General features: G+C 37.2%; 13 protein-coding genes. 4 read left to right on the top strand and 9 right to left on the bottom strand.

Translation table 11 applies throughout. From position 1 onward, the window contains the following. Nucleotides 1-5: 5 nt before the first annotated feature. Both QWY88_RS00690 and QWY88_RS00685 read right to left on the bottom strand, forming a co-directional pair. A complete protein-coding gene (locus QWY88_RS00690; RefSeq protein WP_304542999.1) occupies nt 6-812 on the bottom strand; it encodes an NAD+ synthase in 807 nt (268 codons plus the stop codon). Nucleotides 813-868: 56 nt separating this feature from the next. Next, entirely contained in the window at nt 869-1,684 is an 816-nt protein-coding gene (locus QWY88_RS00685; protein ID WP_304542998.1) for a ferritin-like domain-containing protein, read from the bottom strand. Between the two features lie 406 nt (nt 1,685-2,090). Between QWY88_RS00685 and QWY88_RS00680 the strand changes: the two genes are divergently transcribed. Together QWY88_RS00680 and QWY88_RS00675 are read left to right on the top strand one after the other, a co-directional pair. Then, nucleotides 2,091-2,684 (top strand): MBL fold metallo-hydrolase, encoded by a 594-nt coding sequence (locus QWY88_RS00680; RefSeq protein ID WP_304542996.1) that lies wholly within the window; start codon nt 2,091-2,093, stop codon nt 2,682-2,684. Further along, nucleotides 2,681-3,274, top strand: coding sequence for a class I SAM-dependent DNA methyltransferase (locus QWY88_RS00675; RefSeq protein WP_304542994.1), 594 nt, complete (start codon nt 2,681-2,683; stop codon nt 3,272-3,274). The genes QWY88_RS00680 and QWY88_RS00675 overlap by 4 nt, the downstream gene beginning before the upstream one ends. 2 nt (nt 3,275-3,276) lie before the next feature. Here the strand turns inward: QWY88_RS00675 and QWY88_RS00670 are convergent, their stop codons facing one another. Next, nucleotides 3,277-3,795, bottom strand: coding sequence for a PaaI family thioesterase (locus QWY88_RS00670; RefSeq protein WP_304542992.1), 519 nt, complete (start codon nt 3,793-3,795; stop codon nt 3,277-3,279). Next, complete coding sequence (cmoB, locus tag QWY88_RS00665) at nt 3,795-4,688, bottom strand: tRNA 5-methoxyuridine(34)/uridine 5-oxyacetic acid(34) synthase CmoB (RefSeq protein ID WP_304542989.1); 894 nt, start codon at nt 4,686-4,688, stop codon at nt 3,795-3,797. Before cmoB ends, QWY88_RS00670 begins: the two co-directional genes overlap by 1 nt. A 58-nt stretch (nt 4,689-4,746) precedes the next feature. Between cmoB and QWY88_RS00660 the strand changes: the two genes are divergently transcribed. After that, nucleotides 4,747-5,640, top strand: coding sequence for a cation diffusion facilitator family transporter (locus QWY88_RS00660; RefSeq protein WP_304542987.1), 894 nt, complete (start codon nt 4,747-4,749; stop codon nt 5,638-5,640). Nucleotides 5,641-5,646: 6 nt separating this feature from the next. Here QWY88_RS00660 and QWY88_RS00655 read toward each other — a convergent pair whose 3' ends face one another. The 4 genes from QWY88_RS00655 to ligA are packed head-to-tail and all read right to left on the bottom strand — an operon-like array spanning nt 5,647 to nt 10,145. Beyond that, nucleotides 5,647-6,654 (bottom strand): tRNA pseudouridine(13) synthase TruD, encoded by a 1,008-nt coding sequence (locus QWY88_RS00655; protein WP_304542985.1) that lies wholly within the window; start codon nt 6,652-6,654, stop codon nt 5,647-5,649. Between the two features lie 11 nt (nt 6,655-6,665). After that, nucleotides 6,666-7,520, bottom strand: a complete 855-nt coding sequence (locus QWY88_RS00650; protein ID WP_304542983.1) for a bifunctional riboflavin kinase/FAD synthetase — start codon at nt 7,518-7,520, stop codon at nt 6,666-6,668. After that, a complete protein-coding gene (gene tlyA / locus QWY88_RS00645) occupies nt 7,492-8,199 on the bottom strand; it encodes a 23S rRNA (cytidine-2'-O)-methyltransferase TlyA (RefSeq protein WP_304542981.1) in 708 nt (235 codons plus the stop codon). The genes QWY88_RS00650 and tlyA overlap by 29 nt, the downstream gene beginning before the upstream one ends. Then, nucleotides 8,196-10,145, bottom strand: coding sequence for an NAD-dependent DNA ligase LigA (gene ligA / locus QWY88_RS00640; protein WP_304542979.1), 1,950 nt, complete (start codon nt 10,143-10,145; stop codon nt 8,196-8,198). Before ligA ends, tlyA begins: the two co-directional genes overlap by 4 nt. Before the next feature lie 102 nt (nt 10,146-10,247). Between ligA and QWY88_RS00635 the strand changes: the two genes are divergently transcribed. Next, nucleotides 10,248-11,174 (top strand): hypothetical protein, encoded by a 927-nt coding sequence (locus tag QWY88_RS00635; RefSeq protein WP_304542977.1) that lies wholly within the window; start codon nt 10,248-10,250, stop codon nt 11,172-11,174. Here the strand turns inward: QWY88_RS00635 and QWY88_RS00630 are convergent. After that, nucleotides 11,171-12,448: an MATE family efflux transporter gene (locus tag QWY88_RS00630; RefSeq protein ID WP_304544145.1), complete on the bottom strand. Its 1,278-nt coding sequence runs from the start codon at nt 12,446-12,448 to the stop codon at nt 11,171-11,173. The genes QWY88_RS00635 and QWY88_RS00630 overlap by 4 nt on opposite strands. Nucleotides 12,449-12,464: the final 16 nt, after the last annotated feature.

The raw sequence follows: 12,464 nt of genomic DNA, 5'->3' as shown, positions 1-12,464 counted from the left end.
TTCCTTTATAAAGTTATATCTCTTGGATAATTAAAATCGTGATTTAGCGTCCTAGATGTCAGTTTTGCAATCACAGGCATCTTACGCTTAAAATGGTTTGCAAAGATACGTTTAATGATCATCTCTAACATCTTCTCATCCACACCTTGTTTTACCACTTCCTCTTTTGAAAGTCTTTGGTCTACATAGAGCTTCATTGCACCGTCAAGTTGTTCATAAGTATAACCTAAGTCGGCTTCATCACTCTGCCCTGCCCATAGATCAGCAGATGGCGGCTTTTCAATGATGCTTTTTGTAACACCAAGATAGGCTGCCAGTTCAAAAACTTCACTCTTATAAAGATCGCCTATCGGGTTGATAGCACTTGCTAAATCCCCGTAAAGCGTTCCGTAACCGAGCATCAGTTCACTTTTGTTACTCGTACCAAGTACCAAGGCTCCTTCACGAGCCGAAATATCAAAAAGTGTCGACATTCTCATACGAGAGGAGAAGTTCCCTTTTCTTAAATTGTTAAGATTTGGATTCATCTCTTCATATGCACGTAACATCGGCTCAATCGATACCGTCTCATTTCTCAAAGAAAAATCTTTACACAACTCGTCAGCATCATCAAGTGAACTTTGTGAAGAGTATTGTGAGGGCATCTTGACGCATAAAAGGTCATCTCCGAATGCTTTTTGAGCAAGTACGGCAACGACAGCAGAATCAAGTCCGCCACTCAAACCAACTACCACTTTTTTTATCCCTGTTTTTCTGACTTCTTCATCCAAAAAACTTACGAGATAATCAGTTATTTGTGAATACTTACTCATAATTATACACTAAACCTTTAAAAAATATTAACTATTTAAATTATATCTTTTTAAAATTAACAAACCTCTTTATTTGCCATAATTTTCAGTTCATTACAACTAAACCCTGCCTCTTTTCTTGCGTCAATATTGAGATCATCCGGACGTAAAAAACCTCTTGGATAATACTTTTTGATAATTTCGAAAAATATACCAGTATCTTGATTTTCCAATTCACAAGCATATGTAAACCAGACATCCCCTTTTTTTACGTGGTCTATCTCTTCTTGCAAGATTATAGTCAATACAGATTTGATCTTTTCTAATATCTCGTTTTTAGGATATTTTTTTAATTTTTCCAAAATCATGGGAGTTGCATCAAGTCCGTTAGCTTCCAGATATCTAGGGACAACTGCCATCCGCTCGATCAGTGTTTGTGTTTTATAACTCGCTTCAAACAGCGAATTGTGCACTTCGATCTCTCCATATCCGCTTCCAAGTTCATGTAACAGGGTTTCAAGCATTTCAAAATGGCGAACCTCATCATCGGCAACCTCTAGCCAGTCTTCGTAATATTTTCCGGGAAGTCCGCGAAATCTATATGCTGCATCAAGGGCTAAATCAATTGCAGAGTATTCTATATGTGCTACGGCATGGAGTAGATTAATCTGTCCCTCTTTTGTAGTCAGGTTTGAGCGTTTAGGCACTTTTTGAGGCGGTACAACTTTACAGAAACCTTCATAAGCAGGTTGGATAAATATTTTTGGCGTTTCTGTTGCATTAAAATCGATTTCTTGTTTTTGAAATTCTTTGTAAAATTCCCTAAATTTTTCCAGTTTTTCTTTTGGAGTTTTTATCTCCAATATCACTTCAAGTTCATTATAAAAATTCATAAAAGAATAATGGTATAACTTTTCTTAAAAAAGAGAATTTATTTTTAGAAGATTGTTCTTAAACAGTAAACGAAGTTAGTAGTAATTTTTTTGTTAAAAGAAAAGTTTTGTAGATAAAAAGCATGATACAAAAGTATCATACCCGTTAGTGCTTAGTGAGCACGATCACCTGTATTAAAATATACGTACATTCCTGAAGCGATCGTTAAAGCAGTACCGTAAACAGCTACCATGATTTCCATATAATTTCTCCTTATAATTTTTTAAAAGAGGAGATTATACTTTTTCTATCTTACATTTGTGTTAAGAACAAATAATTAAGAGTTTGATTAGTATCATTACTATACAATTCCTCCCATAAAGAGAAGAATAGTAACACCATTATATATTCTAAATTGGAGCAAAAATGACAATAAAAGTACAACCTATGGGACCGTATCAAACAAACTGTTATATTGTTACGGTTGATGGAAAAGATTTTATTATCGATCCTGGTGTGGATGCTACACAGTGGGTAAAAGAAAATGTCACTAATCCCGTTGCGATCTTAAATACTCATGGACATTTTGATCATGTATGGAGCAATGCCCAGCTGCAAAAAGAGCTGGGAGTTAAACTTTACACGCCGCAAGGTGATGTGATGTTATTACAGGGAAGCGGTTGGATGCCTGACCTTCCACCTTCAACTCCCGATGTAGAGATAGTAGGTGATGAGGAGCTTGATTTTGACGGTGTTAAAGTAAAATTTCGTCACTTTCCCGGTCATTGTCCAGGATGTAGTACAATTGAGATCGGTGATGCTATGTTTAGCGGAGATTTTATCTTTGAACGCAGTATCGGAAGAACCGATTTCCCATATTCATCTCCCGAGGATATGAAAAAATCACTGGAAAAATTTAAACAGATAGATTATGACAAAACAGTATATCCTGGTCATGGCGGAACAACAACTATAAAACAGGAACAAAAAAATTCAGATTATTGGATAAGTATATTATGAGTCAATTTGATAAACGTGCCCAAAACTGGGATAAAGGCGACATCAGAGTTAATGGTGCCAAGGTTATAGCAGATGCTATTGAAAATAAATTTGATCTATCAAACGAGATGGTTTTAATGGACTTTGGAGTTGGTACGGGACTGCTTGGTTTTGAGATCGCAAAAAAAGTAAAAAAAGTGTATGGTGTTGATACTTCAAAAGGGATGCTTGAAAAGTTAGAGGAGAAAAACACTCCGGAACTTACAATTGATGCAATCCATCAAGATATAGTTGAAACACCGTTAGATATGAAATTTCACGGACTTATCAGTTCAATGACACTCCACCATGTTGAGGATCTTACAAAGTTTTTCCAAACTATCAAAGGTAACTTACATGAAGGCGGTTTTTTAGCGATTGCAGATTTAGAGAGTGAAGACGGTACATTCCATTCAGACAATACCGGAGTATATCACTTTGGATTTGAACAAGAGGCTCTTTGTAAAATTGTAGAGGATTGCGGTTTTAAAAATGTATCGTTTGAAAATATTAATACAATCAATAAACCACATAGAGATTTCGGAGTCTTTCTGCTGAGTGCAGAGGTGTAGAGCTATTCTACACTCCCTTCAGGTGGAGGTGGTGTAGTTCCACTGTTTAACGCTTCTTCGTCATGAAGGAGCTTTAACTTTAAAACGTGTTTCTCGGTAATAACCGTTTTAAACTCCCCTTCAAATACTTTTACATCTAATACATGTCCCGTTACATACACATTTCTTTTTCGTCCCTCTTTATGTCTTACACGCGCTACGATATTCACTTCATCGTGTAGTTTTACAGGAGATAAAAATTGACAATCAGATGCTACTAACACTACATTTCTTTCATTTACGGCAAGCATAGCTGCATAATCGGCAGCAGAAAAAATAAAACCGCCGTGAATCAGACCAACGTTATCAGCCAACATATCGATTGTTGTTGTAAGTCTTACCTCAACATAACCGTCTTCAAGTTTAGTAACCTCACCACTTAGATCTTCATTGATTCTGTCATGTGTTTTTGCAACAACCTGGTCATCCCTATAATCTTCTATCTCTAAATCTGTTTCGTGTTCTAGTAGTTCTTCAGCCATTATTTTTTATCCTTTATTAATCGTACGTATACTCTTTGCGGTGCAGGGTAACCTTCAACGGTCTTTGTTTTATCTTCAGGGTCTAAAAAGTCCTCTAGAGACTGCCCTTCGATCCATTCTGTTTTTCTTTGTTCACCCTCATCGGTGATCGAAGTTTCTAATACTTCAAACTCGGAAAAACCGGCTCTTAAACACCAGTTTTTAAGTGCCTTGATCGTAGGAACAAAGTAGATATTCGGTATTTTGGAGTAACTAGACTCCGGACACAGCGCCATCTCATCTTCCCCGTCTATATAGAAAGTATCTAGTATCACCTCACCTGTTTTTTCAAGTCCGCGATACAAAGACTTTAACATCGCCACTGGATCACTTCTATGGTACAAAACACCCAAACAAAAAATAGTGTCAAACTTCTCTTCATAAAACTCTAAGTGCTCAACACCTAAAAGTTCATAAACAATCTCGCTCTTTACAAAATGGTTTATAAAATCAAATTGTGTTTTATAAAGCGGTGAAGGATCAAACCCTACAAGTAACTTAGGCTCCTCTTCCAACATCTTAAACATGTAGTAGCCATTGTTACACCCTATATCGGCAACTTTCTTCCCTTTTAAATCAAAATGTTTACGAATAAGGTTGTATTTGATATTACTCTTCCACTCAGAGTCGATAAAAGTCTCACCAACTGCAAAAGGTCCTTTTCTCCAAGGCATCAACATTTTTGCAGTGTTGTATATAGCCTCTTCGTCAAAATCGCCGCTGATCTTAACCACATCTCCAAGAGTGACATCGCAAGGTACATCATCAAGTTGAGCCAAAGCATCCCTAAGAGGTGCAATATTTTTCCAACTCATCCACTTTTTTCTATCTTCTTTAATCTTTTGTATGTCCATTTAAGCTCAATAGTTTAAAATTTTTATATAATTGTAACTAAAAAAGGATCGGTTTTATATGACTTTAGAGAAAAAGGCTACAGTTGTTTCAACTTCCGTTGCAGGACTACTCGTACTACTAAAAATGACAGTTGGAGTTCTAAGCGGTTCTATCGCTGTTCTTGCATCGGCAATCGATAGCTTTTTAGATCTAACGGTTTCACTCTTTAACTATTTTGCTCTGCACAATGCAGAGAAAAATCCCGATGACAGTTTTCACTTTGGAAGAAGTAAAATAGAACCGCTTGCAGCTGTTATAGAGGGAAGTGTGATCTCTTTTTCAGCATTTTTCATCCTTTATGAAGCTTTGGAAAAAATTATCCATCCACATGAGATGCTCTATATGATGGAATCGTTCTACGTTATGCTTGCTTCAATCATCATTACCGCCCTGCTTGTTGCGTTTTTAATCCATGTAGCTAAAAAAACGAAAAACATGGTAATACGTGCCGATGCACTGCACTATAAAACAGACCTTCTTTCTAACGGTGCTGTACTTTTTGCATTAGCAGCAGTTAGCTATACGGGGGAACAACTTATCGATCCAATTTTAGGTATCGCAATTGCAGGGTATATGATCTATTCTGCATTTCCTATCATTAAAGAGGGTATTTTAATGCTTCTTGATATCGCTTTACCGACAGAAGATATTGAGAAAATCGATCAAGCGATCAAAAGTGAACCAACTATTACAAACTACCACTATTTAAAAACAAGAGAGTCTGGTTCACACATCTTTATCTCTTATCACGCTGTATTTAACGTAAGTATCTCTTTATACGATGCGCACCTTGTAGCAGATAAGGTAGAAGCCAAAATCCTTGCACTTTTTCCAGATAAAAAAGTACATGTGCTGACACATATGGATCCGTATGATGATTCGGAGATCAATGAAGATGAAGAGCAGTGGTAAAAACCCCTACTTTACCTTTTTAGCTTTGTAGTTTCTATTTGCAATCGCTTCTAAAAATACCGTAGCGTAAGAACCTTTAGGAAGTGAAAAACTGATATTTAAAATATCAAAATTATTTTTATAATCAAGCTCTATCTTTTTAGGAAAAACTACCGCTTCTCTACGATACCCTTTCTCATATAAAAACTGATCATCATATTTTTCCTCGATCTTTCTTGCATCACTTCGTGCACGAAATACATCACGACCGCATAAAAGCCCTGTAGGAACTATTTTATGAGATTTAAAATCTTTCTCTTGGGTTGTTTTAGGGGTAAAGAATTTCCCTTTATCATCCATATATACATCACCCTCTAAAAGAGCAAATTCACCGTTATTGTTTTCTCTGCTAAAAAGAACTCTCTCTTTCAACCAGTCGTTAAAAAACTGACTCTGATAAACAGAGATTAAAAAGTTTTTGAGTTTTGCATCGTTGATATGCAGCTCTCCGGCGATCATCGCTTTAGCTTGGTCCAGCGAGTCTTCATCACGTCCAAATCTTTGATATCCGAAATAGTTCGGCAAACCGTTTTTCGCAATTTTGCTCGCACGTTTTTCTATCTGCCCTGCTTCTATCTGACTGACACCAAAAAGATTGATCGTAAAACTGTTCCCTTTAAGATCACCCATACGAATCGAGTGTGTATGATGTGTAGAACCTATGATCGTAATTTGAGGATGCTTAAACTTTTTAAGTGCTTTTTCATACTTTGCTTCAATCGAAATATACTGTGTCGTAGTCGCATGCTTATCTTTCAAACCAGCGTAGCCTATCTTTTGTGCCTCAATTCCTAGAAATTTTGCAAACTCTGCGATCATATCCCACGTTGTAAGCTCCACTTTTTTTACACGAAGTATTAAAAAATTTCCTTTTCCTTTAAAATCTATCCCTATCTCATCTACGATAAAGTCCTCTTTATTTTGTTCAAATTTAAAATAAAGGGTCTCTTTATCTTCTAAATATTCTCTTTGCATTTGTTTCTCTTTCATAATGCTAAATGTTTTAGCTCTTTATTTGCTATAGCTATATCTTTATTGATCGCTTCACGCAACTCATCCATCGTTTCAAACTTTTGATTCTCTCTAATGTAAGCTATGAAACTGATCTCCGCTTTTTCATCACACTTTACCATCCCGTCAAGTATATGGGTCTCTATAGCAAAGCTTCCATCGGTACTTACACGATGCCCGACAAAACTAACCGATGGATGGAAATGTTCTTCATTATCTATGCGTGTAGTTGTTACATACACACCCTCTTTTGGAACAAGGAACTCTTTAGCCTGCAAGTTAATCGTTGCAACCAACTCTTTTGCTCCGATCCCCTGTCCCGTGATCTTGTTCCCGCAAATCGTGTAGTTATATCCAAGAAATTCATTTGCCCCTTTGATATCTCCGATCGAGAGTTTATGGCGAATTTTATGGGAATGGACCGCATCATTATGGTGTTTTACTTCCTTTACGATTACAACTTCTCCGTTTTCATTCTCTTTGAGAAAAAGCTCTTTGAGATCTTCATAAGAGTATCTTCTGTCTTTTCCGAAATGGAAGTCGTATCCAACTACTATTTTTTGCAGTTTTGGGAAATCTTTCTTTAAAAGTGCTATAAACCCCGCTCCGTCTAGATGACGTATATCTTCTAGATTGTAATAGTAAAGATGTTTGTCTGTATGTTGTTCTCTAAAATGGGAGGGTGTAAGATTTGCATATCCTGTATTTATAACGACAATTACACCGTTTTTATCTAAGTGATGAAAAAGTTCCTGATGCCCAATATGCATCCCGTCAAATCCACCTATAGCTATACTTGTGCTATTTTGTAAAATAGTAGCAGTATTCAAGATTCCCCTCTTTTCCTGTTGTTTTTGAAGGTGCTTTACTCTGCAAAGTCCAACCTTTTAATTTACATGCATCTTCAAATCTAATCATACCATTTTCTATAGCTTTTTTATCTAACACCACTCCGTTTTTATCACGTTTTGCTTCACGTCCGACCTCAAACTGTGGTTTGAAAAGCAAGATAATATCTTTACTTGCCAACCGCTGGACATCATCTAAAATATACAGCAGCGAGATAAATGCCACATCACTTACAATCAGCTCAAACTGCTTCTCACTCTCAAATTTTCTTATGTCGCAGTTCTCGTAAACTTTTACTCTTTCATCATTGCGCAGAGAGTGATGGAGCTGATCGCTTCCCACATCTACACAAGTTACCTCTTTTGCTCCCGCTTCTAGCAGTACTTGTGTAAAGCCACCCGTAGAGGAACCGATATCAAGTGCCGATTTTCCGCTTGGATCATAATGGATCTCATCAATAAAATCTCCCAGTTTATGTGCAGCACGGGAAACATATGCTTTATGCTCTTTCACAATCACATTCATTGAACCCTCAACTTTAAAAGCGGGCTTTTTTATCTCTTTGTCATCAACTAAAACCAGTCCCTCTTTTATGATCGACTGTGCTTTATTACGGGTTTCTGCAAGTCCCTGTTCAACTAAATAACTATCGAGTCTCAAAGGAGTGCTCTCATCTCATCTTCTGTAAGTGTAGCAACACCCAAACTTACAGCTTTGTCATACTTAGAACCGGCATCTTCACCGTAGATCACATAGTCGGTCTTTTTACTTACCGAGCCTGAAACTTTAGCCCCGAGATTTTCCAGCATCTCTTTAATTGCCCCGCGAGATTCGCTCATAGTTCCTGTAAGAACTACCGTTTTTGCTTTAAAAGGATTCTCTTCTGCTTCTTCTCTTAGTTCCGGTTCAAGCGGTTCGATCACCTCTAGTAACTCTTTAACTGTCTCCTCGTTCACACGCAAGAACTCTAAAAAGCTCTCCGCCATCTCTTCACCGATACCGTCGATCTCCAAAAGCTGCTCTTTTGTAGCATTTAAAAATGAAAAACCAAATTTCTCTGCAATCATCTTTGAAGCGACTTCACCTATATGCTCGATTCCAAGAGAGTTTATAAAACGCCATAATTCACTCCCTTTAGCATTTGCAACAGCATCTAAAAGGTTTTGCGCTTTTTTCTCTTTAAACCCTTCAAGTTCTAAGAGTTGCTCTTTTGTTAAAGAGAAAAGATCCAGGACAGACTTTACAAGATGTTCATTGAAAAGCTGTTCAACTATTTTATTTCCAAGTCCGTCAATATTTAAACACGGTTTTGAAGCAAAATAGATAATAGAGTTAACTACCCGTGCATTACACTCAAGATTTTGACACTTGATAAGGACATCTTCTTGTAAAAGTTCACTGCCACATACGGGACAATCAGTTGGACGATGTACTTCAACTTCACTACCCGTTCGCTCATTTGTCAACACTTTGATGATTTTAGGAATAACATCTCCGCTACGAAGGATGATAACCTTGTCACCCAAACGGATATCTTTACGCTCGATCTCATCAAAGTTATGCAGCGTTGCACGCTCTACCACTACCCCGTCAATATCTGTCGGCTCAACAACGGCAACCGGTGTCACAGCTCCGGTACGTCCAACTTGAAGCAAAATATCTTTAACGGTAGTAATTTTCTCAACCGCAGGAAACTTATACGCTACAGCCCAGCGGGGTACTTTTACGGTATACCCCATATCGATCTGGCTTGAGATCTCATCTACTTTTATTACCATCCCATCAAGCATCATAGAGTAGCTGTCCCTGTTTGCAACCATCTCTTTGTATATCTCCTGGATATCGTCTTTGTTTTTGCAAACTGCTCTTACTGGGGCTTTTCTAAATCCTAAAGAGTAGATATAATCCATCTTGTCATGGAGCAGTTTTTGAGGAAGTTCATTCTCCCCAAGCCCGTAAGGTAAGAAAACAAGATTTCTTGCAGCCGTAATGCTCGGATCAAGCTGACGCAGACTTCCCGCTGCCGCATTTCTAGGGTTTGCAAAAACCGCTTCTCCGTTTTTAAGACGCTCTTGGTTAATCTTATCAAACTCATCTTTAAAGATAACAACCTCGCCGCGAATCTCGATCAGACCCTTATGCTCAATAGTTAAAGGGACCGAACGGATAGTTTTTACGTTTTGGGTAATAAGCTCACCTTCTACACCGTCCCCGCGAGTAATTCCCTTAATCAGTTCACCGTTTTCATAAACAAGGTCAAGTGATGCCCCGTCATATTTCGGCTCACAGTAAAAGCTAATTCTACTGTCTAATTTATAGGTTTTTGTTAGCCATTTCTCTAGATCTTCTTCATTGAAAATATCTTCTAATGACCACATACGAGAAAGATGTTTCTCTTTTGTAAAACCGTCACTTACAATATCACCCACTCTTTGAGTCGGAGAATCTTTTAAAACTTCATCTTGATGATTTTCTTCATACTCTAAAACTTCATGGTAAAGTTTATCGTAGCCCTCATCAGTCATGATAGGATCATCTAAAACATAGTAATGGTATGCCCATTTGTTTAATAATTTTACTGCTTGCTTATACTCTTGATTATTCATGATGATATTTTAGCAGATTGAGATTAAAATATATTATCATAGCTCCATAAATTCCAGTATAATTATCGAAACAATTTATTATTTTTTATCTGGAAATATACTATGAACAAAAACAGCTTTTTGAAAATCTTCACTGCCTATAAAGGTTTTGATGCTTATTGGATAGGACATCCTTTGCTAAACAAAATAGGATTACATATTTTTAGAATTAAGCTTGCCGATCTTTTTTACACTACAAGGAAAATGTTTTTTTTTAACTTCAAAAACAAACATCAACTAAAAACCTTATTTAAAGATGGTGTATTAACCGTACCAAACTTTATATCTAATGAAACTTTTTCCCTTATTAGCAAAGAAGTACAAAACAGAATAAAAGAGCTTGAACAACAACAGCCGATACAATTAGGTGATATACCTGGGTTTCAACAGCCAACTCCCTTTAAAGGTGGATTTGATCGATATGACGGAGGAACATTAAACCGTTTTATTGACATAAATAAAATAGATACACCACACTTATACGACTACATTTACAACAATCCTGAGTTAAAAAATATTTGTCAAAAATCTTCCAGCTATTATTATAAACCTCATAAATTCAAAATTTATCAAATGGTTCATGGTGATTCAGAGACTATACACGATCTTCAAAAAGAGATACACAAAGATACTTTTCATTCAACAATAAAATTGTGGATTATTTTAGAAGATGTTAAAGATGAAGAGGGACTTAAGTACAGTATAGGCAGCCATAAAATAAACTTAAAACGTTTAAAATGGGAATATGCAAAAAGTATAACTATCTCTCAGCCTAACCATAGCATTAAAGGTGGTGCATTTAGACTTTCTAAAGAAGAACTTTTAGATATGGGATTTAGCGATACTACCTCTTTTGCTCCAAAGGCAAATACTTTAGTTATTGCAGACACCCGAGGTTTTCATTGTAGAGGAGAAGCGAAAACAGGAGCACAACGTATTGCAATTTATGCAAGTCTTCGACCTGCACCGTTTTCACCGTTACCTTATTAAATTTTCGTATGTAACCAAGTACGTCTGGAGTAGATATACCAGAAGACAACACCTTTGATCAGCGTTTCAATATTCATAATAATAAAAATAGCAATAATCCCATATCCCATCGCATACGCTATATAGGAAGGGACAACACGTAAGAACCAAAGCGATGCGACATTCACCCGCATAGTTATTTTTGTAGCTCCGGCTCCCCTTAATGCAGATGAGTAGACAAACATAAGTGCCAGTGGGATTTGTGCAAGTCCCACTAAAATAAGATACTGTGATGCTACTACGATCGTAAGCGTATCTTTTGTAAAAAATGAAACCAAAAACTCAGGAAAAAGGATCATCACAACCCCTACACTACCCATAAAAACATACGCTATACGTCCGGAAATTATCCCCATGTTGTACGCTTTGTCAAAATCTCTTGCTCCGATGTTTTGTCCGACAAGTGCCATAGCTGCGATCGCAAAACCAAATCCTGGCATAAATGCGATCCCCTCAATTCTAAGACCCACTTGATACCCTGCTAACTCTGCCGTACCGTATGCCGTAATGATTGAGACAAAGATCAAAAAACTTGCACTTGAAATTCCGCGATCTAAAAAGGCTGAATACCCAACCTTAATAGCACGGACAATATCTGTTTTTCGCACAATCGGAATAAAATCTAGTTTGGCATTGAGTTTTTTGATAAGTATATAGTAAGCTATAACGTTAAACAGATATGCGATTACAGTTGCAATTGCTGCCCCTTGTACTCCAAGTTCCGGTGCACCAAAATGCCCGAAGATCAATACATAGTTTAAAAAAGCGTTGAGTGCTGCCGAGAGCAGTTTTATGTAAAGTGAACTTTTCGTATCTCCCGCAGCCGAAAGGGCATTGTAAAGAAGATTATCTATAAAGATTAAAATAATCCCCAAAGAGAGAATGCTAAAGTACTCCTCCCCTGCTTGAATTACATCAGGCGTTGAACCCATTGCACTGTAAAAAGTTGCACTTCCAAAATAGCCGATAAGCGTAACAAAAAAACCGAGTATTGTGGCAAAGATAACAAGCCCGTAGAGTAAAGAGGAAGCCCGATTTTTTCTACCGCTTCCGATAAATCGTGATATAAGTGCATTTCCACCCACTACGTAAAGTGTTATGATCGCATTAATAAGCATCATAAACTGCATACTGATCCCAACAGCTGCAAGTGCAGCCGTACTCACAGCACCTACCATCAGCATATCTATAAGAACTTGCAGTATATCTACTAAATGTTTTAAGGCTGCCGGAATGGCAAGTGAAAATACT

Origin of the sequence: Sulfurimonas sp. hsl 1-7, assembly GCF_030577135.1 — a bacterium.
Lineage (GTDB): Bacteria > Campylobacterota > Campylobacteria > Campylobacterales > Sulfurimonadaceae > Sulfurimonas > Sulfurimonas microaerophilus.
Note: the sequence above shows the minus strand (reverse complement) of the source record. Positions and strands in the feature narration are given on the sequence as shown.

Bases quoted from the DNA above. Each gene is read 5' to 3' on its own strand.
- QWY88_RS00690 (WP_304542999.1), bottom strand. From the start codon at position 812: ATGAGTAAGTATTCACAAATAACTGATTATCTCGTAAGTTTTTTGGAT.
- QWY88_RS00685 (WP_304542998.1), bottom strand. From the start codon at position 1,684: ATGAATTTTTATAATGAACTTGAAGTGATATTGGAGATAAAAACTCCA.
- QWY88_RS00680 (WP_304542996.1), top strand. From the start codon at position 2,091: ATGACAATAAAAGTACAACCTATGGGACCGTATCAAACAAACTGTTAT.
- QWY88_RS00675 (WP_304542994.1), top strand. From the start codon at position 2,681: ATGAGTCAATTTGATAAACGTGCCCAAAACTGGGATAAAGGCGACATC.
- QWY88_RS00670 (WP_304542992.1), bottom strand. From the start codon at position 3,795: ATGGCTGAAGAACTACTAGAACACGAAACAGATTTAGAGATAGAAGAT.
- cmoB (WP_304542989.1), bottom strand. From the start codon at position 4,688: ATGGACATACAAAAGATTAAAGAAGATAGAAAAAAGTGGATGAGTTGG.
- QWY88_RS00660 (WP_304542987.1), top strand. From the start codon at position 4,747: ATGACTTTAGAGAAAAAGGCTACAGTTGTTTCAACTTCCGTTGCAGGA.
- QWY88_RS00655 (WP_304542985.1), bottom strand. From the start codon at position 6,654: ATGCAAAGAGAATATTTAGAAGATAAAGAGACCCTTTATTTTAAATTT.
- ligA (WP_304542979.1), bottom strand. From the start codon at position 10,145: ATGAATAATCAAGAGTATAAGCAAGCAGTAAAATTATTAAACAAATGG.
- QWY88_RS00635 (WP_304542977.1), top strand. From the start codon at position 10,248: ATGAACAAAAACAGCTTTTTGAAAATCTTCACTGCCTATAAAGGTTTT.